This is a genomic window from Geodermatophilus bullaregiensis (assembly GCF_016907675.1).
In the GTDB taxonomy this organism is placed as follows: Bacteria; Actinomycetota; Actinomycetes; order Mycobacteriales; family Geodermatophilaceae; genus Geodermatophilus; species Geodermatophilus bullaregiensis.
Genome location: NZ_JAFBCJ010000001.1, coordinates 3,679,020 through 3,703,468, shown reverse-complemented (window position 1 = coordinate 3,703,468; position 24,449 = coordinate 3,679,020). Strand labels below are relative to the sequence as shown.

Sequence of the window (24,449 nt, the reverse complement as noted above, 5' to 3'; positions counted from 1 at the left end):
AGGTTACTGCCGGGTCAGGACGACGCGACCTCGCGCCGGAGCTGGGCGTAGGTGGGCGCCTGCACGGGGAGGAACGCCGCCTCGCGGACCCGGCGGGCGGTGGCGGTGCCGGCGCGGTACCCGCCCGCACCGGTGACCGCCGTCTCCAGCCGGACGGCGTCCGCGGCGACCTCCAGGCCGGCCAGCCGCAGCCGGGCCAGGCCCCCGGGGCCGACCCCCACCCGGTCGGCGGCGAGGTCGTCCATCCGGCGGCCGACGTCGTCGCGGGCGGCGGCCACGTCGTCGTACTCGGTGCGCAGGACGCCGCCGACGTGCCGCGCGGCGGCGGCCAGGGCGGCGTCGGCCAGCCCCACCGCGAGCGAGGTCTGCAGGAGCAGCTTGGTCGGCCGGCACATCGCGATGAACGACGTGAGGTCCTCGCTGAGCACCTGCTCGGGCGACACGCGGACGTCGTCGAGGTGCAGCCCGGCGGTGCCGGTGCCGTTGAGCCCGAACAGCCGGTGCGGCTCGGTGGGCGTGACGCCGTCGTCGGTGCGCCGGAACCGGACCACCAGCCGGCCCTCGTCGGGCGCCCGCGCGGGGACGACGACGACCGCGTCGTCGAAGAGGTTGGACGCCCAGCCGACCGTCCCGGACAGCCGCCAGCCGTCGCCGTCCGGCCGCGCGGACACGGGCAGCTCGCCGCGGCCGGTGGGGTCGGCCACCGCCGGGGCGAGCGCGGTCGCCCCGGTCACCTCCCCGGCCCGCAGCTGCCGCACCAGGGCGGCCGCCGACTCCGGCGGCGGGCAGAAGCGCAGGTACTCCAGCACCATCCGCTGCGACCAGATGGAGAAGGCCGTGGCCAGGGAGACCGCCGCCACCTGGCGGACCAGCCGCACCGAGGACACCAGCGCCCTGGTCGGGTCGTCGCCCTCGGCGCCGAGGGCCCCGACGGCGCCGAGCCGGCGCAGGGCCGGCCGGACGTCGGCGCGCCCGACGTCCACGTCCTCCGCACCGGCCGCCGCGTGCTCCTGCACCCCGCTGACGTCCACCGCGCTCATGCCCGACACTTACCCGCTCCCGGCCCCTGACGCGCGGGATCGCGTGCGGTCAGAGCCGGACGTAGAGGCGCAGCGTCACGTAGGCGGCGACGGCGGCCAGGCCCACGCCGGCCGCGGTGATGATCGGGCTGATCGTGGCGATCGCGCCCCAGTCGACCGGCGGGATGATCCCGGCCTTGATCGGCCCGGCCAGCGTCTTGTCCACGAACAGCACCTTGGTCAGCACCAGCCCGCCGACGGCCAGCAGCGCGCCGATCAGGCCGGCGAGCGCCGCCTCCAGGATGAACGGCAGCTGGGTGTACCAGCGGGAGGCGCCGACCAGCCGCATGATGTTGGTCTCGTTGCGCCGGTTGAACGCCGCCAGCTGGATGGTGTTGGAGATCAGCAGCAGGGCCGCCAGCGCCTGCACCACCGCGACGGCGATCGTCGCGTTGCGGGCGCCGTTGAGCAGGCTGAACAGGCGGTCGAGGAAGTCGCCCTCGTCGCGCACCTGGTCGACGCCGTTCTGCCCGTTGGGGAACTCCGCCGCGACGACCGCGTAGCGCTCGGGGTTGACCAGCTCGACCCGGAAGCTCTCCGGCAGCGCGTCCGGCGGGGTGTTCTCGACCAGCTCGGGCTGCTGGGAGAACTGCTGCCGGAAGCGCTCGTAGGCCTCCTCCTTGGACTCGTAGATGTAGTTGGCGACCTCGGGCGAGTCGGCCAGCTGGGTCTCGATCGCCGACCGCTGCTCGTCGGTGACGCCGTCGGCCAGGAAGATGGAGACCTGCACCTTGTCGTAGTAGATCTCCTTCATGTCGGAGATCATCCCGGCGATGAGCAGGCCGGTGCCCATGAGGCCGAGCGAGATGGCCGTGGTCAGGATCATCGCGACCGTCATGGTCAGGTTGCGACGCAGCCCGGTGGCCACCTCGGAGAGGACGAAGTTGACGCGCATGGGTTCCCTGTCGTGAGGCGCAGGTCGGGGAGGGGTGGCCGGGTCTAGCGGCCGACGCCGTAGACGCCGCGCGACTGGTCGCGGGTGATCTGGCCGCCGTTGAGCTCGATCACGCGGCGGCGCATGGAGTCGACGATGTGGTAGTCGTGCGTCGCCATGATCACCGTGGTGCCGGTGCGGTTGATCCGCTCCAGCAGCAGCATGATCCCCTCGCTGGTCTCCGGGTCGAGGTTGCCGGTGGGCTCGTCGGCGAGCAGGACCAGCGGCCGGTTGACGAACGCGCGGGCGATCGCGACCCGCTGCTGCTCACCACCGGAGAGCTCGTGCGGCAGGCGGTTGGCCTTGCCGTCGAGGCCGACCATCTCCAGCACCTCGGGGACGACCCGCTTGATGGTGCGGTGCGGCTTGTTGATGACCTCGAGGGCGAAGGCGACGTTCTCGGCCACGGTCCGGTTGCGCAGCAGCCGGAAGTCCTGGAAGACGCAGCCCATCGTGCGGCGGAGCTTGGGCACCTGCCACTTGCTCATGCCGTTGAGGGTCTTGCCGTTGACGGTGACCGTGCCGCGCGTGGGGTCGTCCTCCTTGAGCAGCAGCCGCAGGAAGGTCGACTTGCCCGAGCCGGAGGAGCCGATGAGGAAGACGAACTCGCCCTTGTCGATCTCGGTCGACACGTCATCGAGGGCCGGCCGGTTGCTGGCCGGGTAGAGCTTGGTGACGTGTTGCAGTTCGATCACGAGTGGCCACGGTACCTGCCCCGGGCGCCAGGATGACCGGTTCGGCCCGGAACGCGCGGGCCGGTTCCCGCGGGGAGTGACCGGCAGCCACTCCCACCCCAGGAGGACGGCCGGCCGACGCCGCCCGGCGCCGTCCTCCCTCAGCTCGCGGCGACCGACTCCTGCTGACGGCGCCAGCGGATGCCGGCCTCGATGAAGCCGTCGATGTCACCGTCGAGGACCGCGCCGGTGTTGCCGGTCTCCTGCTCGGTCCGCAGGTCCTTGACCATCTGGTACGGGTGCAGGACGTAGGAGCGCATCTGGTTGCCCCAGCTGCTGCCGCCCTCGCCCTTCAGCGCGTCCATCTCCGCGCGCTGCTCCTCCTGCCGCTTGGCCAGCAGCCGGGCCTGGAGCACGCGCATGGCGGCCGCCCGGTTCTGGATCTGGCTCTTCTCGTTCTGGCAGGAGACGACGATGCCGGTGGGCAGGTGGGTGATCCGGACGGCGGAGTCGGTGGTGTTCACGCTCTGCCCGCCCGGGCCGCTGGACCGGAAGACGTCGATGCGGATCTCGTTCTCCGGGATGTCGACGTGGTCGGTCTGCTCGACGACCGGCAGCACCTCGACCCCGGCGAAGGAGGTCTGCCGGCGGCCCTGGTTGTCGAACGGCGAGATGCGCACCAGCCGGTGGGTGCCCTGCTCGACCGAGAGCGTGCCGTAGGCGTAGGGCTGCTTGACCGCGAAGGTGGCCGACTTGATGCCGGCCTCCTCCGCGTAGGAGATGTCGTAGACCTCGACCGGGTAGCGGTGCCGCTCGGCGTAGCGCAGGTACATCCGCATGAGCATCTCGGCGAAGTCGGCGGCGTCGACCCCGCCGGCCTCCGACCGGATGGTCACCAGCGCCTCGCGGGAGTCGTACTCGCCGTTGAGGAGGGTGCGGACCTCGAGCTCGTCGATCGCCTTGCGCAGGCTCTCCAGCTCCCGCTCCGCCTCGGCGGTGACCGCGGCGTCGTCCTCCTCGGCGGCCATCTCGTGCAGCAGCCCGACGTCGTCGAGCCGGCTGCGCAGCTCCTCGACCCGGCGCAGGTCCCCCTGCAGGTAGGACAGCTTGGAGGTCAGGGCCTGGGCGGCCTCGACGTCGTTCCAGAGGTCGGGCGCGGCGGCCTGCTGCTCGAGGTCGGCCACCTCGCGGCGGAGGCGGTCCACGTCGAGGACGGCCTCGATGGACTTCAGGGTCGTGTCGAGCTCGTCCAGGACGACGGCGAAGTCTGCGGCCACGTCGATCCAGGGTAGTGCGCTGCGGCCCGGCGCCGGGCGGCGCGGTCGGCGGCCGTTCCCGTGGACCGCCGGGCCGGGTGACCGCGGCCCCGGCCGGGTACCGGGCGGGCATGAGCGAACCCCGGCGCAGGCCGACCCGTGACGAGTACGCCAGGGGTCTGCCCGACCACCACGACCCGACGGCGGGTCTCCTCGGCGCGCCCCCGGCGCAGTCGGCGCTGACGCTGCGGCTGGTGCTGGCCGGCTTCGGCCTCGTCGTCTGCGTCGTCTTCGGGGTCCTGTGGCTGCGCACCGAGCTGCCCACCTGGCCGGCGGTGCTGCTGTTCGTCTTCGGCGCGGTCGCGCTGGTCGACCTGGTCGTGGTGGCCAGGCGCAAGCTCCGCGGTGAGCCGGGCTGACGGGGCGACGCGGAGCGGGCCCGGCTGACGGCGGGAACGCGCGGACGGTGACCGCGGTTGCAGCGACCGTCGTCCCGTCGTCCCGCCGTCGCAGAGGAGCCGCAGGTGCGCGCCGTCGTCTACACGCAGTACGGGGAGCCCGACGTCCTGTCCGTCGGGGAGGTCGAGGAGCCGCACGCCGGGCGGGGGCAGGTCCGGATCGCCGTCCGGGCGGCCAGCGTCAACCCGCTGGACTGGAAGCAGGTCAGCGGGATGATGGCCGGCGGCCGGGCGCCGGACGGGCCGACCGTGCCCGGCTACGACGCCGCGGGGGTCGTCGACGAGGTCGGGGACGGCACGACCGGCGTGCAGGTCGGGGACCCGGTCTTCGGGCTCACCTCGGGTGCCGCGGCCGCCGAGTACGCCGTGCTCACCGCCTGGGCGCCCAAGCCGCCGAACGTCTCCTTCGAGGTGGCCGCCGGGCTGGGCGTGACCGGCGAGACCGCCGTCCGCGTGCTCGACCTGCTGGGGCTGGCGCCGGGGCGGACCGTCGTCGTCGACGGGGCCAGCGGCGGGGTGGGGACCGTCACCGTGCAGGTCGCGGTCAGCCGGGGTCTCGGCGTCATCGGGACCTCGAGCCCGGCCAACGCCGACTTCGTCCGCTCGCTCGGCGCGCTGCCGACCACCTACGGCGAGGGGCTGGTCGACCGGGTGCGGGAGATCGCACCCGACGGCGTGCACGGCGGGATCGACACCGCCGGCAAGGGCTCGGTGCGCGACCTGGTCGCACTCACCGGGGACCCGGGGAAGGTCGTGACCATCGCCGACTTCGGTGCCGCCGAGCTCGGCGTGCAGGTGACCACGAGCAACGCCGGCGCCGCCCCGCGGCTGGCGGAGGTGGCCGCCCTGGTCACGCAGGGCCGCCTCGAGCTCCCGGTCGCCGGCACGTACCCGTTCGAGCAGGCGGCCGAGGCGTACCGGGTCAGCCGGGAGGGGCACGTGCGCGGCAAGCTCGTGCTCACCCCCTAGGGAGCGCGGGTCTCGGCGACCACCCAGCGCAGGTAGTCGGGGCTGCCACCGGCCAGCGGCAGCGCGATGACGCAGGGGACGTCGTAGGGGTGCAGCTCGGCGGTGCGGGCCACGACCGCCGGCACCAGCGAGCGGCGGGTGTGCAGGGCGACGCGGGCCTCGGGGTCGTCGTGCACCCGCCCCTCCCACCGGTACACCGACCGGATCGCGGCGAGCTGGTGACCGCAGGCGGCCAGCCGCTCCCCGACCAGCGTCCGCGTGTACCCGGCCAGCCACTCGGCGTCCGGACCGGTGACGACCACCTCGACGACGTCCTCGCTGTCCACGCCGGCCATCCTGCGCGGCGCGTGCCGCGGTCCGCGCGGGGTAGGGCCTGCCCATGAGCGACGACCTGACACTCGACATCGACGGTGAGCACTACGTCATCCGCAAGGGCGACGCCGGCCTGCGGGTGGGCCGCCGCAACGGCGAGGACGTGGCCTGGCTCGACGAGGTCGACCCCGCGCTGCTGCCCGAGGACGCGCGCGCCGCGCTCGCCGAGGGCGACGGCTCCAGCGAGGCGCTGCGGCTGGCGGTCGGCGGCATCGTCCAGGCCGAGGTGAAGCGCGGCGGCTGACCCCGACGTCTCCCGGTCTCCAGGGTCGCGCCGTGGCCGAGGCCCGGGAGGACGAGACCCTGCGCGGCGAGGACCGGTACGCCGAGGACCTGTCCGGCCGGTCGTTCCTGCGCTGCACGTTCGTCGACGTGGACCTCAGCGAGACCGAGTCGGTGGGCGCCACGTTCGAGGACTGCACCTTCACCGACTGCCGCCTGTCCGCCGGCCGGCACGAGGCCTCGGCGTTCCGGAGCTGCCGCTTCACCGCCTGCTCGTTCACCACCGCCGAGTTCACCGACTGCACGTTCCTGGGCAGCGCCTTCGCCGACTGCTCGCTGCGGCCGCTGCGGGTGACCGGCGGGGACTGGTCGTTCACCACCCTGGTCGACGCCGACCTGCGCGGCGCCGTCTTCACCGGCGTGCGGCTGCGCGAGGTGGACCTGCGCGGCGCCGACCTCACCGGCGCCACGGTCACCGACGCCGACCTGTCGGCCGCGGCGCTGGAGGGCAGCCGCTGGGCAGGGGCCGACCTGCGCGGCAGCGACCTGACCGCCTTCGACCCGCGCGCCACCCCGCTGGACGGCGCCCGCATCCGCGCCGAGCAGGCCGTCGTGCTGGCCCAGCTGCTGGGGCTGCGGGTCGGCTGAGCGCCCTCAGAGCAGGGCGAACACGACGAGGAGCACGACGGCCACGGCGAGGACGACGGCCGCCACGGCCCACGGCCACGTCCGCCGCGGCGGCGTCGTCCCGGTCGCACCGGGGGACCACGCCGACGCACCGGGCGGCAGGGTCGGCGGGTCCAGCGGCCGGGGCGTCGCCGGCGGCGGCCGCCGGGACGGCGGGACCTGCGGCAGGACCACCGTCCCCCTCGGCTGCCACGGTGGTGGCGGCGGGTCCAGCGCGCGCTTCGCGGCCGCGGCCAGCTCCCCGCAGGTGCGGAACCGGTCGGCCGGGTCGGGGGCCATGGCCCGCCGGACGACCTCGGCCAGGCCGGGCGGCAGGTCGGGGCGGCGGGCACGCAGGTCGGGCACCTCGCCGCGGACCTTCGCCGCGTAGACGGCCTCGAGCGACAGGCCGGCGTACGGGCGCACACCGGTGAGCAGCTCGTGGAGGACGGCGCCGAGCGCGTACAGGTCGGTGCGCCCGTCGACCCCGCGGCTCTCCAGCTGCTCGAGCGGCGCGTAGGCCATCGTGGCGACGAAGGAGCCGGCCACGGTCAGCGTCGGGCCGCCGGTCACCGCGGCGATGCCGAAGTCGGTGAGCATGACGCGCTCGGGGCCGGTGGACGTGCGCGAGAGCAGGATGTTGTCGGGCTTGACGTCGCGGTGCACCAGGCCGTGGGTGTGCGCGTGGTCGAGGGCGTCGCCGACGGCGCCGACGACCGCGAGGGCGCGCCGCGGCGACAGCGGCCCGGTGCTGCGCAGCACGGCGCCGAGGTCGGTGCCCTGCACGTACTGCATGGCGATCCACAGCTGGCCGTCCTCCATCCCGCGGTCGTGCACGGCGACGACCGAGGGGTGGTCCAGCCGGCAGGCGACGTCGGCCTCGCGCTGGAAGCGGGTGACGTAGGCCGGGTGCCGGCTCAGGGCCCGGTGCAGCACCTTGAGCGCGTCCTGGCGCGGCAGCCGCGGGTGGGCGGCGAGGTAGACCGCGCCGGAGCCGCCCTCCCCGATGACGCCCTGGATGCGGTAGCCGGCGAAGACGTCGCCCGGCCTCAGCACGGCCGCCTCCTCCGCCCGCTGGTCATGACCGCGCCGGGTCCAGCGCCCGCACGGTGCCGATCCCGCCCGGGCCGGTCCCCGCACCGCTCCCCCGGCGCGCCGGCACGGGCGCACGGCGCGGCCACGGAGGGGCGGTGGCTCGGGTCAGGTGCACGGTGCCCCCCGGACGGTGCGGCGCGAGGAGGCGAAGGTAGCCCCGTCCGGCCGCGGGCGGCGGTCCCCAGGACCCGCGGTCGGGTCCGGGGACCGCCGGGGTCACCAGGGAGCGGCGTAGTACCAGGCCGCGTCGAGGTCGGCGATGGTGTGACCGGACCACTCGACGTAGATCTCCATCAGCCGCCGGTCGGGCTCGGTCAGGCCCCACGCCTCCCACGCCAGCCCCTCACCGGGCGGGCTCTGCCGGTACCACCCGCCCTGCTCCGTGCCCTGCGGCCCCGCGGGGTCGGCGATGGTGTCGAGCTGGGCGATCCGCTGGTCGACGGCGGCCTGGTCCGGGTACTGGATGTACTCGACGTAGATCCCCGACGGGAGGGTGCAGCCGATCCCCGCGACGGCCGGGGACGTGCGCACCGGGTCGAAGGCGGTGCACGTGGAGTCCCCCCACCCGCCGGGACCCGGCACGTCGGGCAGCAGGTCGTCGAAGGCCGCCGCGAGGTCGGCGGCCGCCAGCCACGGGCTGACCTCCAGGACGAACGACGCGGTGGACGAGGGAGCCCCGCCGTCCTCGTCGACGGCCGTGACCGAGTAGTCGTGGGTGCCCGCGGGCGGGGCCTCGTCGAGCAGGGACGAGCCGGCGGTCCGCGTCTCCAGCACCTCCTCGCCACGGCGGACCTCGTAGTGCTCGGCGTTGTCGACCGGGGTCCAGGACAGGGACACGCCGGACACGAGGACCTCGGCGGTGAGGTCGCCCGGGGGGCGCAGGGCGCTGACCACCGTCTCCGCCGTCGTCAGGTCCGAGCGCTCGCCGTCCCCGGCGACGGCGGCCACCGAGTACGTCGCGCGGACACCGCTGCCCACCTCGGCGTCGAGGTACGTCGTCGAGTCCGAGCGGCCGACGAGGACGCCGTCGCGGTGCACCTGGTACTCCGAGGCACCCTCCACCGGCTCCCAGCGGACCTCGACGCCCTCGGCCTGCGCGTCCACCTGCACCGCGGCCGGGCCCTGCAGCGCCCACGGACGCCAGAGCACGACGCCGGTCGCCGCCGCGGCGAGCAGCAGCAGGACGGCGAGCAGCCACGGCCAGCGACGGCGTGGCCGCGAGCCGGTCCCGACGGCGTGCGACCCGCCGGGAGGTGACCCACCGGGGTACGGACCACCCGGGTAGGTCCCGCCGGTGGGCGGACCGCCGGGGTACGTCCCGCCGGTGGGCGGACCGCCGGGGTACGTCCCGCCGGTGGGCGGACCGCCGGGGTACGTCCCGCCGGACCCGCCCCCCGGCCCGGCCGGCGCACCGGGGTACGGCGCACCGGCGTACGGCGCCTCGGGCGCCGCCCACTGCCCAGCGGGAGCGGCCGGGGGCTGGATGACGGTCTGCGGCGGCCACGAGGAGGGTCCCGCGGGCGGGGCCGGCCAGGAGCCGGGAGCGGACGGCTCCGAGAAGGCCGCGGCCCGGGCGGGGACCGGTGCGACGCTGGTGGCGGGCACCGGCGCGAGCGTGTCCCGGACGGCGGCGGCGAGGGCGTTGCAGGTGGGGTGGCGGTCGGCCGGGTCCGCCGCCAGGGCGCGCTGGAGCACCTCGCGCAGGGCCGTGCGGCCGGGCGGCAGCGCCTCCCACGTCTCCGGCCGCGGCCCGGCGAGGACGGCGCCCATCAGGACCAGCGGCGAGTCCTGGCCGAACACCCGGCGCCCGGTGAGCAGCTCGAACACCACGCAGCCCAGCGCGTAGACGTCGACGGCCCCGGTGATGGGGCGGTCGAGCAGCTGCTCGGGGGCCGCGTACGGGAGGCTGGCGAGCAGGGCGCCGGTGTCGGTCAGCCGCCGCGTCGACCCGCTGGTGTGGGCGATGCCGAAGTCGCCGAGGAAGGCCCGTTCCTCGTTCGTGCCGTCCTTCGACAGCAGGATGTTGGCGGGCTTGACGTCGCGGTGCACCAGGCCCGTCTCGTGCGCGTGGTCGAGCCCGTCGGCGACCGCCTCGAGGATGCGCACCACGCGGGGAGGCGCCATGGGACCGTCCCGGCGGAGCACCTGGTCGGCGTCGGAACCGTCGATGAACTGCATGGTCAGCCACAGCCGGCCCTCGTCGCAGCCGCGGTCGTGGACCCGCACGAGCGCCGGGTGGTCGAGCGTGCAGGCCAGCTCGGCCTCGCGCTCGAAGCGCTTGGCGAAGGCGGCGTCGGAGGACAGGTGCGGGTGGATGATCTTCATCGCGTCCTGCCGTGGCAGGCGCGGGTGCTGCACGAGGTAGACCGACCCCATGCCTCCGGTCCCGAGCTGCCGCACCACGCGGTAACCCGCGAAGACGGCTCCGGCCGTGAGCTCCATCCCCGCTCCCCGATGCTGCCTGTCCCCGATGCTGCCTGTCCCGGCCGCCGGCGTCCCCGCTCGGGGAGGCGGCCCCGTGCGGCGGCACCGTAGTTCGGCCCCGCGACCCGGCCGGGGTCGGTCGTCCTGCCCGGGTCCTGCCGGGCTGCCGTCCCTGCGCGGCGTGACCGTGCTCGCCGTCTCCGACGCGCTCCGTGACCGGGCGGCCGTGGGCGGGTCCGCACCGGGTGCCCCGCTCCTGCGCCGGGAGCGGGGGTGAGAGGGACTTCCGACCCCTCCGGCGGGCGCCCCGTCGCCCTAGCGTGGCGACCGGGCGCCGAGCCGCCGGCGCCCGGTCGCCGGTCCCCACGGCCGGCTTCCCCAGGGAGTCGTCATGAGCGTGCCCGTCGACCGACCGCCCCGTGCCGCCGAGGACTCCGCGCCGGCCCTCGAGGTGCCGGACTCCCCCGCCGCCCTCACGCCCGACGCAGCCGAGCCCCCGAAGCGCGGCCTCGAGGAGCGCGGCTGGCTGCTGTTCGCGGTCGTGGTGGCCTTCATCGTCCTGGCCTTCACCGGCATGGTCGTGCTGACCGCCCTCGGTGGCGGCTTCTCCTACGAGCCCTGACGGGTCCGGCGCTCCCGTCGCGGAGCCAGGTCCAGCGTGCCGCCGTCAGCTCGGTCTGCCGGAGGTCGTCCACACGTCGAGCGGGACCGGTCCGCGGCGAGGTCTCCGGGGCGTCCTGCACCGCGGTCGTCGGCCACGCCCCACGCAGCAGACCACCGATTCGACGCGCGTTCCGATCGAGTACCGGCCGCTGGTGCCGTTGTCCAGGGGACAGCTCTGCCGCACGGACGCGGCGGGGTCGCACACCGCGGAGGCACCGGATGGGACTGAGGGTCACCACGAACGTGGCGGCACTGAACACCCACCGCGTGCTGGCGAGGACCGACCAGGCCACGACCGCGTCGCTGCGGCGCCTGTCGTCGGGACTGCGCATCACCAGCGCGGCCGACGACGCGGCTGGGTTGGCGATCTCCGAGGGCCTGCGCGCGCAGGTCCGTGGGATGACCGTGGCCGTCCGCAACACCCAGGACGGCATCGGCGTCGTCCGGACCGCCGACGGTGCGCTCGGTGAGGTCTCGGCCGTCCTCCAGCGGATGCGCGACCTGTCGGTCCAGGCAGCCGGCACCGGAGTGGTGGACGCGCGCGCGACGGAGGCCGTCGGCACGGAGATCGAGCAGCTCAAGCGGGAGCTCGACCGCATCGCGCACACCACCGCCTTCAACGGCATCCCCCTGCTGGACGGCAGCTACGACCGTCTCTTCCAGGTGGGGGCGAACGTCGCCGAGACCGTCCGCGTGGTCATCCCCCCGACCGGTCGCGGCCTGGACACCGCCGGCCTCGGGCTCGCCGCGGTCGGCGTCGGCAGCGGGGGCAGCGTCCCGGCCACGGTGGTGCCGGCCGTCTCCGCCGCAGAGGGCACGCCGTCTCCGGGTCGCCTCTCGTTGGCCGGTGACTACGTCTCCGCGGGGACGGTCGCCGCCAGCTACCGGGCGCTGACCGGCACGGTGTCCTACGGCGGGCGGTCCTTCGACCTCGCGTCGGTCGACTACACCGGCGCCGTCACGGCGCAGGACCACATCGACCGGCTCGACTCCGCGGCCCTGGCCGCACTGCAGACCACCTTCATCCCGTTCGTCGCCACCGCCACCGAGCTCGTCTTCACCGGGCAGACCCCGGGTCCCGGCTCGACCGCCGCCGACGCGGCTGCGATGACCCCCACCTACAGCGGGCGGAGCGGGAGCGCCGACGCGATCCGCCTCCTCGACGAGGCCATCGGCCTCGTGTCGTCGGCGCGGGCGTACCTGGGCGCCGTCGAGAACCGCTTCGCGCACACCGTCGACCGGCTCACCACGTCGATCGAGAACACCGCGGCGTCGGAGTCGCGGATCCGCGACGCCGACGTGGCCGCGGAGACGGTCGTGCTGACCCGCAGCCAGATCCTCGGCCAGGCCGGGACGGCGATGCTGGCCCAGGCCACCCGTGCTCCGGAGCTCGTCCTCACCCTGCTGCGGTGACCACGACGCACCTCGCCGCAGGCGTCCCCGCAACCCCACGTGGCGGGCGTACGCGCCGGACGTGCGGGCCGGCTCGGCAGCACGACGGCTGGTGCAGGGGCGCGCCGGCCGCCGTCAGCGGTGTGCGCTCACGGCCTCCTCCGAGCGGGGAACGCGCCGCGGACGCACGTCACCCGGCGCGGCGGACGGTGAGGTGCGGTGGCCGGGCCAGCGTCTGGGCCACCACGCAGTACCGCTCGGTCAGCTGCCCGAGCCTGGCCAGGGTGTCGTCGTCGGCGTCGGTGTCCAGCTCGGCGTCCACGGTGACGGTCCCGAGCCCGACCGGCGTCTCCTTGGAGACGCCGAGCGTGCCGCGGGCATCCAGGTCCCCGCGGGCGGTCAGCCGGGCCGAGCGGATGTCGATCCCCATCGCCGTCGCCACGCTGCGCATGGGCACGCCGGCGCAGGCCAGCAGTGCCTGCAGCAGCATGTCGCCGGAGCAGGCGTCGCTGCCGTCACCGCCGGTGGAGGGGTGCAGCCCGGCGCGGACCGGCCCCGCCCAGGTCTGCACGGTCGCGGTGATGCCGGGGTCGGAGAAGTCCGCCTCGGCCGACATCTGCGCGCAGGCCGACGCCGGCTCCTCGCGGTAGCGCTGCTTGAGCGGTGCCTGCAGTCCACGCAGCTGGACGGCGTCCATCCCGGCCTCCTGGTCGTCGCGACACCCCCATGGTCACGACCGGCGTGCCCACTGCGCGACCGGGCGGGGCCGGGACGTGGGCGGGTCACACCGGCCGGGCCCCGCGTCAGCCGCCGACGTAGCGGTCGGTCTCGACGACGAACTGGCCGGTGGCGGTGTTGGTGTCGACGAACTCCGGCAGCAGCGGGACCCGCACGGTGACGGTGGCGCACACGGAGAACTCCTCGCCCGGCAGCAGGGCCGGGGTGTAGCCGCCGGCGGTGTCGCACCCGGCACCGGCCGGCGCGTAGGCCACCCGCACGTCGGTCGCGTCCACCGACTGGTCGGCCACGGCCAGCTGCGCGGCCCGCTCCGCCCGCGCCAGGCCGGTGCCGACGTCGGGTGCGGTGGCCAGCGCCCGGCCGGCCTCCCGTGCGGCCGCGGTCGAGGCGAACACCCCGCGCTGCACCGCGGAGAACCCGGCCACCACGTAGACCAGCGGCACGAACACCACCAGCGCCACGAACACGAACTCCACCATCGCCGACCCCCGCTCACCGCTGCCCAGGCGCTGCCGCAGCCAGCTCACGGCGCCTCCTCCACCGCCCGGCCGGTGACCGCCAGCGGCAGCAGGTCCCCCAGCCCGGCCAGCAGCGTGGGCACCGCCCCCGAGCAGCGCACCGTCACCAGCGTCAACCCGGTGCCGTCGACCTCCTCGCCCGCCGTGCACACCAGCCCCTGCGCCGTGTCCACCGACGTCGCCCGGGCGACCACGGCCAGCGTCCGCCCGGCGGCCGCGCTCGTGGGCACGTCGGCGTTGGCCGCGTACCGCGCGCCGGCCTGCGCGCCGGCGGTCACCACGTTGCGCAGGTGCACGTAGACGGCCACCTGCAGCACCGCCAGCAGCAGCACCACGATCAGCACCGACACCAGCACGAAGTCCACGACGGCACTCCCCCGCTCACTGGCGACCCGGTGGAACGGCCTCGCCGCACGGGCCCGCGCCGAGCGTGGGGGGCGGCGAGGTCCTTCACCCACCGGTGGTGACGGAGGCCAGCGCATTCGTCACCGCGGCGACGATCGCCTCGCGGAACGGGATGAGGATGGCCAGCACCAGCGCCGCCGTCATCACCGTGATCATCACCCAGCCGGGCACGTCGCCCCGCTCGGGATCGCTGCTCCGCAGCCGCGCGGCGAGCACCGCTCCGATCGCCACCAGCCAGGCCCAGGCCCGCATCCGTCGTCCTCCTCCGTGGTCCACGGCGCTCACCGCGCCAGCGAGACGATGCTGATCAGCCCCGGGAACAGGGCGAACAGGACGGTGACCGGCAGCACCAGGAACACGACCGGCACCATCATCTGGATCTCCTTGCGGCCGCCGGCCTCCAGCAGCCGGCGCTTGCCGGCCTCCCGGACGTCGGCGGCCTGCGCCCGCAGCACCTCGGCCAGCGGCGTGCCGCGCTCGATCGCCACGAGCAGGCCGTCGACGAAGCGGGCCAGCGCGTCGACCGACGTGCGGTCGGCCACCTGCTGCAGTGCCTCCGTCAACGGCACCCCGGCCCGCGCCCGACCCAGCGCGCTCCCCAGCTCGCGGGCCAGCTCACCGCCGGACAGACGGGTCACCCGGGCGATCGCCGCGGTCGGGCTCTCCCCCGCCGTCACGGCCAGCGCCAGCAGCTCGGCCACCACCGGGAACTCCGCGAGCAGCAGCTCCTCCCGGCGGTGCACCTGCCGGGTCAACCACCAGTCGCGGCCGAGCACACCGCCGAGCAGGCCGGCCACGCACAGCAGCACCACCGACAGCACGTTGACGCTCCCGGCCAGCAGCGACCCGGCCGTCGCGAGCAGCGCGGCGCCGAGCAGGCCGAGGCCGCCCCACACGACCTGCTCGACGCGCACGTCCTCCACCGTCTGGTCGGATCCGAGGGCGTCGAGCCGCCGGCGGACGGCGGAGCGGCCGCCGAGCACCCGGTCGACGAGGCGGGCGCCGTCGGCCACCACCGGGCCGAACACCCGCCGGGCGGCGGTGAGCAGCCCGGGCTCGGTCGCCGTCCCGAGCAGCCGGGACGGCGGCGGGGTGTCGTGCACGTAGGGCGCCAGCCGGTCGACCAGCCGCACCGCGCGGAACGGCGGCGCGAACGCGACCACGAGCAGCAGCCCGGCCGCCGCGGCCAGCCCCAGCAGCACGCCGGCCAGCGCGGCACTCACTGGAGCACCCGGACGTCCTGCGGCAGCCGCCCGATGCGCAGCATCAGCCGGTACGCGACCAGGCAGACCGCGCCGCCGCCGAGCAGCAGCGCCGTCCCGAGCGGGGAGTCGTAGGCGACCAGCGTGGTCGACTGGGTGGCCAGCAGCAGCAGGACGACCCACGGTGCCCCGACGGCCAGCCGCGCGGCCTGCACCACCCAGCCCTGGCGGGTCTCGAGCTCCGCGCGGGCGCGGGCGTCCTCGCGCAGGAAGCCGGCCAGCGTCCGCAGCACCCGGCCGAGGTCGCTGCCGCCGACCTCCCGGGCCACCCGCAGCGTCTCGACGATCCGGTCGCCCACCGGGTCGGCGAGGTCGGTCTTGAGCCGGTCGAGGCTCTCGCCGAACCGGCCGCTGGAGCGGTGGTCGGCGGCGAAGCGCAGGAAGGGGGGCCGCAACACCTCGGGACCGCGGGTGCCCAGCGCCGACAGCGCCTCGGGCAGCGACAGCCCGGCCCGGACGGCGGAGGCGAGGTTGTCGACCACCTCCGGCCACACCTCGCGCAGGTCGGCGCGGCGGCGGGTGGCCAGCCGGCGCACCTGCACGTGCGGCAGCACGAACCCGAAGACGCCGAAGGCCAGGCTCACGGTGACCGTGCCGGTGGTCAGCAGGACGACGACCAGCGCCAGCGCCCCGAGCCCGATCTGCAGCGCGGCGAGCTGGGCCGGGTTGGTACCGGTCAGGCCGGCCGCGGCGAGCAGCTGCGCGCGGCGTCCCGGTGGGCGCGGACCGGTCCTGCGCCGCGGCGCCCGCGGACCGCTGCGCCACACCAGCAGCAGTCCCGTCCCGAGCAGCAGCCCGAGCAGCGCCCCGGTCAGCTCCACGTCGGCACCTCGAGCAGCGCGGCCAGGTCGAACCCGGCCGCGGCGAAGCGCTCCGGGTGCGGCGGGAAGCCCTCCGCGCGGACCAGTCGCCCGTCCCGGGTGGTGAAGACGTCGGCCAGCTCCACGACGCCGTCCTCGGCGCGGCCCGGCACGGCCACGACCTCGCGCACCCGCCGCTGCCCCGAGGGCTCGGTGGCTACGTGCACGACCAGGTCGACGCTTGCCGCCACCGTCGGGACGACGAAGGCGTGGCCGATGTTGTCACCGGCCAGCAGCGGCAGCGTGCACATCTTCACCACGGCCTCGCGGGCGCTGTTGGCGTGCAGCGTGCACATGCCGGGCAGGCCGCTGTTGAGCGCGATGAGCAGGTCGAGGCACTCCTCCTGGCGCACCTCGCCGACGACGATCCGCGAGGGCCGCATCCGCAGCGCCTCCTTGACCAGCCGGCGCAGCGGGATCTCACCGGCGCCCTCGAGGTTGGGCTGGCGGGTCTGCATCGCGACGACGTCGGGGAGCGGCACCCGCAGCTCGAAGACCTCCTCGCAGGTGACCACCCGCTCCCGCGCCGGGATCGCCGCGCACAGGCAGTTCAGCAGGGTCGTCTTGCCCGCCTGGGTACGACCCGGTAGTTACCGGAAACGTTCGCTCCCGGCCAGGCCCTCCCTACTGCATGAGGTCAAGGATGCGCTCGGCGAAGCTCGCCAGTGCGTCCAGCTCCCCGATAACCGCGACAGCCACAACGGTTCCGGCAGCGAGCTTCTTGGCGTAACGCCGGAGCGCCGTCACGTGCTCTGGTGTCAGTGGCGGTGCCTGGCCAATGGCCGTGCCCGTGAAGCTCCACGTCCCAGATGCAGTAGCAATCGCAGTAGCAGTGCCAGCAGTGGTGTGGACCTCGCCAATCGCCGACGCCGCGCCGAGCGTCTTCGCCACGAGCTCGTTGACCAGGCCCTGAAGTGCGAGCAGCGCCTCGGCTACGTCCGGCGGCACTGTTCCTTCGGCTTCAGTCACAGCGGCGAGCCTGGCAGAAGCCCTGTCCTAGCGCCCGCTCTGCCGCAGTGCTCCACTTGATCCGCTCTTGTCGCAGCGTGGTGCCTACCCCCTAGCCCCCTCCGTGACCGTGGCTACTCTCTAACTACGCTAAGTTACAGGGCCCGCCGTACACAAGGAGGTTCTTCCCCGGATCACCCATCGGCATTGAGGCAGATTAAGGCTTGACAAGGCGCTGCAGACGGGCGGAACCTCTACACTCCCAGGGGGCGACGACCGCCGGACTCCTTCGATCTCCGAGGCGAGGACCATGAAGACGGCACAGATTACTCGCATTCTGATTGGCCTAGCCCTTGTTCTCGCAGTCTCAATGGTCATTCCAATGCCACCAGCGCATGCAGCCTCGCGCAATGGTGCGTGCGACTCTGGCGAGTTTTGCTACTACTACAATAGCAACAATGCCGGCTCAATCTCGGACTTCCCGGCCGAACTTCTGTCCCTCGCGAACTACGGTACTGACCCAGCCACATGCTATGTCTTCATGACCAAGGGCCGCAGCGGGTACAACCAGTGCATCAAAAATAGCGCTGCGTCCGTCTGGAACCGCACCAGCGAGACGGTCATCGTCTACTACAACTCGAATTACGATGCATCAGTCGCCTCTCAGGCAGTCGCACCGGGATTCAAGGGCAATTTAAGTAGCCAGTTGAAGAACAACAATGCTTCCCACCGCGCACAGTCGACGGGGGAGCCACCAGCGCACCCTGGGCCATACCCTCCGGTGGTTCGAACTCTGCATCAGGAATGGGCGGGGGAAGGGAAGTGCCTGGACAGCGATTACACCGGCGAGGTGTACATGATCGACTGCAACGGCGGGAACTACCAGAAGTGGATCATGTACAAGCGCGTGGGCGTCGGGGGCGAGGACCCGATGGTTATTCAAAATGTACAGACAGGCCTCTGCCTAGACGCCCGTGATCGTGATTGGAATACGACTGAGGACGTCTACACCCACCCATGCAACGGTGGGGAGCGCCAACTTTGGCATGACCTTGGTGCCGGTCTTGATCTCCGGGAGCCAGGCGTTCGTGCCCGGCTCATGAACGACTACTACAACAACTGCATGAACGCCCTATCAAGGGGGACGGACGGGGTCAAGTGGTGGCCGTACTTGGGGGACACCTGCGCACCCGACGGATGGGGACTTCAGTGGTGGAGCAGAAGAGTTTGAGTGCCAAACGCTAACTGGCGCGACGCCGCCTGGGCGGCCATCGAGGGCTGAGCCCCCAAACACACACAACCGCCCCTGTCGAGCAACAGTCGGTGGGGGCGGTGTGCGTCGAGGCGGGCCACCGCCCCCTGGATTGGAAGGAGGAACGGTCTAGGGGGCAGGGCCCTCGCGCCCGCCCCCGGTGCCAAGTCCACGGGGGCGGTGCCTTCGCCCCTCACCTGGTTCCGTCAGGTGGGGGGCGGAGTTGTGTTCACCCCGGCCGGAGCGAGTCGAACCCAGCTCAGTCAGGCCCGGTCGTGATCTTGACCAGGGCGGCCAGGTGGTTGAACCCGAAGCCGACCCGCATGACGGCCTTGACGGCCACGCGGTCCGAGGTGAAGAAGACCGACGAGTCCGTCTCGACGGTGGCGTCCTCGCGGACCACCACGACCGCCCGGTCCTGCGGGATGCCGTAGATGGTCCCCGCCGGGACGGAGGGCGACGTGAGCAGGGGCACGCCGTTGATGGAGCGCTGGCCGCCCAGCAGGGTCTGGTTCGAGCCGGTGCTGACCTTCAGGGTGGTGAGGGCCAGCGCGTCCACGGGGTTCGCCACGAAGGAGGTCAGCAGCGCGCCGACACCCTCCGCGAGCGACTGCGCCTCGGCGAAGGGGTCGAGGGAGGCGAAGGCGGCACCGGCGTCCACGGCCTGCACGTTGCCTGCACCGACGGCGAGGCTGCCCAGACCGGCCGGGGCCGGGGAGGCCAGATTGCCGAAGAACGCGGCGTCGACCTTGCGGGCGATGTCGCGGGCCAGGCCAGCGCCGACGGTGGCAGCGGCCTCCGGCGAGGAGTCCTCGGCCAGCTCCCTCGTCACGATCGTCAACCCGGCCACCTTGCTCGGGTGCACGTCCTCCTCGGACAGGACGGCGTCGCTCGGGGCAATTTCATCCCCCTCGGACACCCACGCCGCCTGCGGATCTGCGGTCACGAGGGGGATCCGGTAGACGCTGCTGCCGGTGTTCACGACGGTGGCCACCTGCATCGCGACCGACTCGGCGCCGACCGGCTGCACCAGCAGCTCGGCGACCTGGGCAGGGGTGAGGATGACGGCGCCGTTGGCGCGGGTCATGGTCATGGTGATGTGCTCCTTCAGGAGGGCGAGGGGATGTGGTGGAGGTCAGCGCCACGGGCGCTTCCTCGGTGCCCTCCTGGGGCAGTCGCCGGACCGGGGCTGCCACCTGGGCGAGCCGACCGGTCCGGCGACAAGGTTACCTCGGACCTCAGCGACCACCGATGACGTCAGCCCAGCTGGTGCCTCCGCCGACCGTCCCACCGCGCTGCCCCTGGCCCATGTCGCGGGGCACGCGGGGGCCCTGGGGCTTCCAGTGAGGCCGGGCCTCCAGGACCGTGTCCACGGCGGCGTCGACCTTCGCCGGGTCCACCGTGCCGTCGTCGGCCAGCAGGTCCTCCAGCTTGGCGCCAGCCACCCACAGGTCGGCGGGCGACAGCAGGCGGGAGCCGACCAGGGCCTCGGCGTCGCGCCGCTGGTAGGTGGTCACCGCCGAGGCCAGCCGGTCGCGCTCGGCCTCGGCGTCACGGAGCTTCCGCCGGTAGGCAGCGGCCTCTCGGTTCCCCTCTCCCGTCTCGACCGGCGGGTCGGTGCCCTCGGGCGCGTGGGTGCCCTTCGGGTCCGTCTCGGCCGTCTGAGCCGGCTCGACGGTGGTGTTCGGGGCGGGGTTGGTCACGGTGGTCTCCTTCGGGTTGGTGCTGGTGGTGGTCGGGGCGGTCACAGTGCGGTCCTCTCGGTGCGGCGGCGCTGGGCCTCGGCCCAGACCTGTCGGGAAGTCAGGTCGGGGGCGTGCTTGGCGAGCCAGCGGCGGCGCAGGTCGGCCGCTGCGCCGTCGTTGCTGATGCGGACCCACCACTCCTCGGGGAAGCAGAAGGCAGGGTCCATGGGCGGGATGGGCGGCATGAGCTCCTCCGGCGGAGGGGCGAGCCGGAGCACCCAGTCGGGGATCGAGGCCAGGGCCGTCTCGACGGCGACCTCCTTGCGCTTCACTTGACGGCTCCGCGGATGCCGTAGGAGCCGCGAGCCCCACCCCGCCGCTGCGGCCGGGCCCCGGTCTCCTCGTTGGGCAGGCGGAGTGCCGCGATCAGGCGGGCCAGCGTGATGCGCTGCTGACGGGCCTCCACCGCCGCCGGGTGGACCTTGGGCCCCTGGTCGGTGGACACCAGCGGGCCGTCCCGCCTCACCGCCGCGTCGAGCTGGGTCAGGAGGTCGACGGTGCGCGCGGCCTCCAGGAGGATGGCCGACTCGTGCTCGTCGAGGTCGTACTCGTCGGCGACGGACGCCCAGAGCCGCTTGCCGGCGGCCCTGAGATTCGTGGGGTTCGTGGTCATTTCGGGGTCCTTCCAGGGGGTTGAGGGTCGAAGCGGTTCAGGGGTCGCGTCTTGGAAAGACCAGACCGGCCCGCCAGAGACACAGCCCCCGGGGAGGGATGGCCCCCCACCCCTCCTGCCGGTGCGGAGGTCTCCACGGAAACCACGGCGCGTCCGGTCACGCCGCGTCGGGCGACACGGTGGCGTCCGTCGTCGTCGACTCGGGCGTCGGCTCCGTCGTCGTGACGGGCTCCGTCGTCGTGACGGGCTCCGTCGGCTCGGGCGAGGCCACCACCACCGTTGCGGCGGGCCACCGGCGACGGCGCACGGCGGTGGTCAGCCAGTCCACGACCGTCACCGCGTCAGCAGGCAGCTCGTAGCCCGCAGCCGCGAGCAGCGTCCGCTCCGTGTTCGTCGTCGGGCGCGCGAACGGCCAGCCGCGAACGCCTGCCAGCGACTGGTCCGCGATGACTCGCGAGTCCTCGGCGTCCTGCAGCGAGCAGCCGCGCACGGTGCAGTGCGCGAACACCAGCAGCCCTGCCGGATGGTTGAGCAACTGCGCCCCGCCGCACTCCGGGCAAATGGCTGCGCGCGTTGCCGGCTGCTGCTGCGTCGCGTCGGCCGCGTCGGTGAAGGCCACGGTCAGGTCGTCAGGCATGGGAGCTCCTTGGGGGTCCGCGGGTGGGGCGGTCTGTGGGGGTGGGGTGGCAGCGGGGGTGGGCCGTGAGCCTGGGAGGGGCCCTCTCCCAGCCCCGGGGCCGGCTGTGGCTGTAACGGGGTGGGGGCCCCATCCGCGACCGGGAGGGGGGACGCTCGTGAGTCGGCCACCAGGCAGGGGGTCACCACCACCCCGCTGCGAATGGAAGGGCCGCTCGGCCCCGCTCTGGGGCCACCACCACCACCCGCCCCGCTTCTGAAGCGGGGCAGCGGGGTGGGTGGGGTGAACCCCGCTGACCCAGCTGCCAGCGGGGGTCCAGCGGGGTCAGCGGGGTAGCCATCTACGCGGCCTCCTCGGCGAAGTCGGAGGCTCCGTTGTCGCCCAGGTAGTGCTTCTTGGCCCTGCCTGGACCGCCGTCCACCGCCCGCAGGAGCCGCGCCGCGATGAGGTTGGTGCGCGCCTGCCGGATGGCGTTGTTGTCGCCCTGGACGCCCCGCTCGATGTCCCCGCCGGAGCACCCCGGGTTGTCCTGCACGAAGGCGAACACCGCCGCCTCGACCGCACTACCTCGCGACTCGCGGCGGGAGCCTCCGCACAGCGACAGCCGCCTGGTGTCGGCGTCGTAGGCCAGCTGCGACTCCGGCTGGTTCACGTCACGCCCGTAGGCGCTGAAGAACCGGGCAGAGCTGTGGTCCTCGGCGTCGGCCTTGACCACCTTCCAGATGGCGTCCGGCCAGTCGAGGATGCGGCTGTCGCCCCGGGACCGCTCGTTGCTGTGCCCCATGTGGTGAACGACGAAGAGCTCGCCGATCCCGGCCTCGGCCACCAGCGCGTCGAGGGCCACCAGGAACCGTCCGGCGTCCTTGTCCTCGCTGAGCCCAAGGGCGTCGAGGGCAGGGCGCAGGCAGTCGAACACCATGAAGTCGGCCGGGCCGATACGGGCTGCCCACTCGGCCCGCACCACCGGATCGAGGATGTTGAAGCCGGACAGCTTGCCCCGCAGCGCCAGCACCTCGACAGCCTTGGTGCTCTCGATGGACTGGTCGCGCATCCAGGACCGGATCATGCGGCGGTCCAGCTCGTTGTCCAGCAGCACCACGCGCTGGGCGGGCTCCACCTTGAACCGGCCCAGGAAGTCGCCCCCGTCCACCAGGCAGCGCACGAGGTTGGCGATCATGGTGGTCTTGCCGGCCTTGTGAGGCGCGGCGAGCACCACCCGACCGCCAGTGGGCATCAGGCCGTCCACCCGGTAGCGGGCTTCCTCGTCCGGCTCCTCCAGGAGTTCGGCCAGGCTGGTGAGCTCCGGGAGCTCGACCTCCTCCCGCTCCTCCCGGGCGAGGAGCTCCTGCGCGGCCTTCCGGACACGCATGGCGTGCGCGTGCCTGGCGACCTCCTCCGCGAAGGTGTCCACCGGCTCCACCCGGGCCACCACGTCGAAGTCGTCGGCAGGGTCGCTGGCGCCGTACTCCTCCGCCCGAGCCAGGGTGGCGGCGGGGTCAGCCGCCTTGGCCTGAGCGACCGCCCACGACAGCAGCCCTTCCCACTCCTGGGCTGCCTTCTCGGAGCTGCGAGCCGCCCCCTGGCTGGGACCGTCACCATCGACGGCGACCGCCTTGGAGAAGGCGTCTCCGAGGGCTCGCACCGCCTCGTGCGCGGGGTACAGCCCGGCCGCAGCCTCCTTCATCGCGCCGGTCAGGTGGCCCGACATGGTGTCGTGCCTGGACTCCCCCGCCTCGACCTTGGCGAGCCAGCCGGCCACCAGCCGGTCGAGCAGACCAAGGCGGTCGCCGCTGTCGTGTTCGGCGATGAACGCCTCCACGTCGGCGCTCGTCGCGGCCTCGGCACTGTCTAGGTAGTCGGGCAGCTCCTGGGCGACGTAGTCGGGCAGCTCCGGCACTGGGCCGACGTGGCCCCAGGCGTACAGGCCGTCCGGGTCCGCATGCTCCGACGGGGCCACGACAATGACGCCGTTGCGGCCTCGCACCTCGCCCCAGGTGCCGCCGAGGGAGCCGGTGCTGTTGCCGAGCACACGACCCCCGGGCATCCGGAACAGGTAGTGCCTGCGGTCAGCCTGAGCGGGCCGCGTGTTCTGCCAGGGAGGGCTGCACTCCGTCACCGCGAGATCCAGCAGCTCGTGCAGGTTCTCCGGCTTGTCCACGTCGAGCACGACCAGACCCGACCGACCGCAGTGGAGGAAGACCCCCCGGTCCGTGCCCTCGGGGAACCACCTGCGGATGACGGCCGGGGCGCGGCTCGTCAGCGTGGGCCAGCCGTCGCCCAGGATCGACCCGGGGTGCTTGCTCCGGTGCTTCAGCGGGCCGACGTACAGGCCCGCCTCGGCGTAGGCGAGCGCCGCATCGAGCACGCTCATCCCAGCGACGTCAGGGACGCTGGGGGTATCGTTGATCTTGGTCTCCGCTCGCCTGGCAGCAGCACGGACCTCGGACGGGCTCTCCTTGTGGGGGCCCGTTTCCGTGTCACTCATGGGCCCGGCCCCGATGCAGCTCGACCAGGGCGTGACGGAGCTGGCACCGGCCGCCCGCGCCCTGAGCGTGCATCGTCCGCAGGGCTGCCCGCGCCTGCTCCTCGGTCGGGTGCAGCAGGACGGTGGTGGCGCCGCAGTTCCGCACGGTGGCGAATCGACCCTCACCGAGGACCCAGCTCGCGCCGGGCCAGACGTCGCGGGCGAGGTCGTTCCAGGTGCGCGTCAGGACGGCGTTCACCGGGCACCGCCCTGGAACACGTACGCAGTCCGGCCGTCGGCCCGCGACATGGACATGGCGCCCTTGGGAGCCGTGCCCCACCGCGAGATCGCCTCGGTGTCAGCCACCACGGCGATTGAGCGTGGCCGGGAGGCGCAGCAGCCGTCGGCGCAGATCAGCATCTCGTCCTGCGCGGTCTGGCCGACCAGCACGACCATGCTGTTGTTGTGCAGGGCCATCTGCGCCGCCATGAGGCAGCAGCGCTCCCGCAGCTCCAGCGGCAGGTCGAGCGTCGGCGTGACGACGGGGACCTTGCTGCACGCGGCGGTCACTTCGATCCACCGCCCACGATCAGCACCGCGAGGCGGGCCCGCTGCTCGGCGGTGAGGGGCGGGGCGACGTCGAGCGCCTTCTGGATGGCTCGCTCGGCGTTTGCGCAGTTCAGCTCGCGCTTGGCCTCGAGGATGGCAGCAGGGGTGGCGCCGGGGCGGCTCATCAGACCGGCGAGGCGGCCACGAGCGGACAGGACAGGATCGGCCACTGGGGGTACTCCCAAGTGCACCGG

Annotated in this window: 30 protein-coding genes and 1 pseudogene; 7 read left to right on the top strand and 24 right to left on the bottom strand. The window is 73.7% G+C overall.

The window, feature by feature from the left end:
- Positions 1 to 14 precede the first annotated feature (14 nt).
- The 4 genes from JOD57_RS17675 to prfB form a co-directional block, all read right to left on the bottom strand.
- Positions 15 to 1,040 (bottom strand): acyl-CoA dehydrogenase family protein, encoded by a 1,026-nt coding sequence (locus JOD57_RS17675; protein WP_204693222.1) that lies wholly within the window; start codon positions 1,038 to 1,040, stop codon positions 15 to 17.
- Positions 1,041 to 1,089: 49 nt separating this feature from the next.
- On the bottom strand, positions 1,090 to 1,974 hold the full coding sequence (ftsX, locus tag JOD57_RS17670) for a permease-like cell division protein FtsX (RefSeq protein ID WP_204693220.1): 885 nt from the start codon (positions 1,972 to 1,974) through the stop codon (positions 1,090 to 1,092).
- A 44-nt stretch (positions 1,975 to 2,018) separates the two neighbouring features.
- Positions 2,019 to 2,708, bottom strand: coding sequence for a cell division ATP-binding protein FtsE (ftsE, locus tag JOD57_RS17665; RefSeq protein ID WP_204693218.1), 690 nt, complete (start codon positions 2,706 to 2,708; stop codon positions 2,019 to 2,021).
- Positions 2,709 to 2,848: 140 nt separating this feature from the next.
- Positions 2,849 to 3,964 carry a peptide chain release factor 2 gene (prfB, locus tag JOD57_RS17660; protein ID WP_204693216.1) on the bottom strand — a complete coding sequence of 372 codons (1,116 nt, stop codon included), beginning with the start codon at positions 3,962 to 3,964 and terminating at the stop codon, positions 2,849 to 2,851.
- Between the two features lie 110 nt (positions 3,965 to 4,074).
- On the opposite strand from prfB, the gene JOD57_RS17655 reads away from it, so the two are divergent.
- Together JOD57_RS17655 and JOD57_RS17650 are read left to right on the top strand one after the other, a co-directional pair.
- Positions 4,075 to 4,362 (top strand): DUF6343 family protein, encoded by a 288-nt coding sequence (locus tag JOD57_RS17655; protein WP_204693215.1) that lies wholly within the window; start codon positions 4,075 to 4,077, stop codon positions 4,360 to 4,362.
- Positions 4,363 to 4,467: 105 nt separating this feature from the next.
- Positions 4,468 to 5,370: an NADP-dependent oxidoreductase gene (locus JOD57_RS17650; RefSeq protein WP_204693213.1), complete on the top strand. Its 903-nt coding sequence runs from the start codon at positions 4,468 to 4,470 to the stop codon at positions 5,368 to 5,370.
- Here JOD57_RS17650 and cutA read toward each other — a convergent pair.
- Positions 5,367 to 5,696 (bottom strand): divalent-cation tolerance protein CutA, encoded by a 330-nt coding sequence (cutA, locus tag JOD57_RS17645; RefSeq protein WP_307824766.1) that lies wholly within the window; start codon positions 5,694 to 5,696, stop codon positions 5,367 to 5,369. The two genes, JOD57_RS17650 and cutA, sit on opposite strands and share 4 nt — an antisense overlap.
- Positions 5,697 to 5,749: 53 nt before the next feature.
- Here cutA and JOD57_RS17640 point away from each other — a divergent pair, with 53 nt between their 5' ends.
- A complete protein-coding gene (locus tag JOD57_RS17640; RefSeq protein WP_204693210.1) occupies positions 5,750 to 5,986 on the top strand; it encodes a hypothetical protein in 237 nt (78 codons plus the stop codon).
- A gap of 32 nt (positions 5,987 to 6,018) precedes the next feature.
- Entirely contained in the window at positions 6,019 to 6,612 is a 594-nt protein-coding gene (locus tag JOD57_RS17635) for a pentapeptide repeat-containing protein (protein WP_204693208.1), read from the top strand.
- A 6-nt stretch (positions 6,613 to 6,618) separates the two neighbouring features.
- On the opposite strand, the gene JOD57_RS17630 is transcribed toward JOD57_RS17635, so the two are convergent.
- Positions 6,619 to 7,686, bottom strand: a complete 1,068-nt coding sequence (locus JOD57_RS17630) for a serine/threonine-protein kinase (RefSeq protein ID WP_204693206.1) — start codon at positions 7,684 to 7,686, stop codon at positions 6,619 to 6,621.
- 255 nt (positions 7,687 to 7,941) lie between these two features.
- On the bottom strand, positions 7,942 to 10,167 hold the full coding sequence (locus JOD57_RS17625) for a serine/threonine-protein kinase (RefSeq protein ID WP_204693204.1): 2,226 nt from the start codon (positions 10,165 to 10,167) through the stop codon (positions 7,942 to 7,944).
- Positions 10,168 to 10,540: 373 nt separating this feature from the next.
- Here JOD57_RS17625 and JOD57_RS17620 point away from each other — a divergent pair, with 373 nt between their 5' ends.
- On the top strand, positions 10,541 to 10,771 hold the full coding sequence (locus tag JOD57_RS17620; protein WP_204693203.1) for a hypothetical protein: 231 nt from the start codon (positions 10,541 to 10,543) through the stop codon (positions 10,769 to 10,771).
- Positions 10,772 to 11,031: 260 nt separating this feature from the next.
- Positions 11,032 to 12,225, top strand: a complete 1,194-nt coding sequence (locus JOD57_RS25590) for a flagellin N-terminal helical domain-containing protein (protein ID WP_239568602.1) — start codon at positions 11,032 to 11,034, stop codon at positions 12,223 to 12,225.
- 169 nt (positions 12,226 to 12,394) lie between these two features.
- Here the strand turns inward: JOD57_RS25590 and JOD57_RS17605 are convergent, their stop codons facing one another.
- The 8 genes and pseudogenes from JOD57_RS17605 to JOD57_RS17570 form a co-directional block, all read right to left on the bottom strand.
- Positions 12,395 to 12,901: an OsmC family protein gene (locus JOD57_RS17605; RefSeq protein ID WP_204693202.1), complete on the bottom strand. Its 507-nt coding sequence runs from the start codon at positions 12,899 to 12,901 to the stop codon at positions 12,395 to 12,397.
- 106 nt (positions 12,902 to 13,007) lie between these two features.
- A complete protein-coding gene (locus JOD57_RS17600) occupies positions 13,008 to 13,469 on the bottom strand; it encodes a hypothetical protein (protein WP_204693201.1) in 462 nt (153 codons plus the stop codon).
- Positions 13,466 to 13,825 (bottom strand): TadE/TadG family type IV pilus assembly protein, encoded by a 360-nt coding sequence (locus JOD57_RS17595; protein WP_307824765.1) that lies wholly within the window; start codon positions 13,823 to 13,825, stop codon positions 13,466 to 13,468. Before JOD57_RS17595 ends, JOD57_RS17600 begins: the two co-directional genes overlap by 4 nt.
- A gap of 85 nt (positions 13,826 to 13,910) precedes the next feature.
- Positions 13,911 to 14,117 (bottom strand): hypothetical protein, encoded by a 207-nt coding sequence (locus JOD57_RS17590; protein ID WP_204693199.1) that lies wholly within the window; start codon positions 14,115 to 14,117, stop codon positions 13,911 to 13,913.
- A 29-nt stretch (positions 14,118 to 14,146) separates the two neighbouring features.
- Complete coding sequence (locus JOD57_RS17585) at positions 14,147 to 15,088, bottom strand: type II secretion system F family protein (protein WP_204693198.1); 942 nt, start codon at positions 15,086 to 15,088, stop codon at positions 14,147 to 14,149.
- Positions 15,085 to 15,948: a type II secretion system F family protein gene (locus JOD57_RS17580; protein WP_204693197.1), complete on the bottom strand. Its 864-nt coding sequence runs from the start codon at positions 15,946 to 15,948 to the stop codon at positions 15,085 to 15,087. The genes JOD57_RS17585 and JOD57_RS17580 overlap by 4 nt, the downstream gene beginning before the upstream one ends.
- A pseudogene (locus tag JOD57_RS17575) lies at positions 15,939 to 16,559 on the bottom strand (TadA family conjugal transfer-associated ATPase); the annotation flags it as partial. The pseudogene JOD57_RS17575 and the gene JOD57_RS17580, both read right to left, overlap by 10 nt.
- 52 nt (positions 16,560 to 16,611) lie before the next feature.
- The gene (locus JOD57_RS17570) at positions 16,612 to 16,956 is read right to left on the bottom strand and encodes a hypothetical protein (protein ID WP_204693195.1); all 345 of its coding nucleotides are present in this window, start codon (positions 16,954 to 16,956) and stop codon (positions 16,612 to 16,614) included.
- Between the two features lie 289 nt (positions 16,957 to 17,245).
- On the opposite strand from JOD57_RS17570, the gene JOD57_RS17565 reads away from it, so the two are divergent.
- Entirely contained in the window at positions 17,246 to 18,166 is a 921-nt protein-coding gene (locus JOD57_RS17565) for a peptidase inhibitor family I36 protein (RefSeq protein ID WP_204693194.1), read from the top strand.
- Positions 18,167 to 18,446: 280 nt separating this feature from the next.
- Here JOD57_RS17565 and JOD57_RS17560 read toward each other — a convergent pair whose 3' ends face one another.
- From JOD57_RS17560 to JOD57_RS17520, 9 genes are all read right to left on the bottom strand, one after another.
- Positions 18,447 to 19,280 (bottom strand): phage major capsid protein, encoded by an 834-nt coding sequence (locus JOD57_RS17560; RefSeq protein ID WP_204693192.1) that lies wholly within the window; start codon positions 19,278 to 19,280, stop codon positions 18,447 to 18,449.
- Between the two features lie 145 nt (positions 19,281 to 19,425).
- Positions 19,426 to 19,935: a hypothetical protein gene (locus JOD57_RS17555; protein WP_204693190.1), complete on the bottom strand. Its 510-nt coding sequence runs from the start codon at positions 19,933 to 19,935 to the stop codon at positions 19,426 to 19,428.
- The gene (locus JOD57_RS17550; protein ID WP_204693189.1) at positions 19,932 to 20,204 is read right to left on the bottom strand and encodes a hypothetical protein; all 273 of its coding nucleotides are present in this window, start codon (positions 20,202 to 20,204) and stop codon (positions 19,932 to 19,934) included. Before JOD57_RS17550 ends, JOD57_RS17555 begins: the two co-directional genes overlap by 4 nt.
- Complete coding sequence (locus JOD57_RS17545; protein ID WP_204693187.1) at positions 20,201 to 20,545, bottom strand: hypothetical protein; 345 nt, start codon at positions 20,543 to 20,545, stop codon at positions 20,201 to 20,203. The genes JOD57_RS17550 and JOD57_RS17545 overlap by 4 nt, the downstream gene beginning before the upstream one ends.
- 157 nt (positions 20,546 to 20,702) lie before the next feature.
- Positions 20,703 to 21,182, bottom strand: a complete 480-nt coding sequence (locus JOD57_RS17540; protein WP_204693186.1) for a hypothetical protein — start codon at positions 21,180 to 21,182, stop codon at positions 20,703 to 20,705.
- 340 nt (positions 21,183 to 21,522) lie between these two features.
- On the bottom strand, positions 21,523 to 23,667 hold the full coding sequence (locus tag JOD57_RS17535; RefSeq protein WP_204693184.1) for a bifunctional DNA primase/polymerase: 2,145 nt from the start codon (positions 23,665 to 23,667) through the stop codon (positions 21,523 to 21,525).
- Positions 23,660 to 23,905, bottom strand: a complete 246-nt coding sequence (locus tag JOD57_RS17530) for a hypothetical protein (protein ID WP_204693182.1) — start codon at positions 23,903 to 23,905, stop codon at positions 23,660 to 23,662. The genes JOD57_RS17535 and JOD57_RS17530 overlap by 8 nt, the downstream gene beginning before the upstream one ends.
- A complete protein-coding gene (locus JOD57_RS17525; protein WP_204693180.1) occupies positions 23,902 to 24,216 on the bottom strand; it encodes a hypothetical protein in 315 nt (104 codons plus the stop codon). Before JOD57_RS17525 ends, JOD57_RS17530 begins: the two co-directional genes overlap by 4 nt.
- Positions 24,213 to 24,425 (bottom strand): hypothetical protein, encoded by a 213-nt coding sequence (locus tag JOD57_RS17520; RefSeq protein ID WP_204693179.1) that lies wholly within the window; start codon positions 24,423 to 24,425, stop codon positions 24,213 to 24,215. The genes JOD57_RS17525 and JOD57_RS17520 overlap by 4 nt, the downstream gene beginning before the upstream one ends.
- Positions 24,426 to 24,449 lie beyond the last annotated feature (24 nt).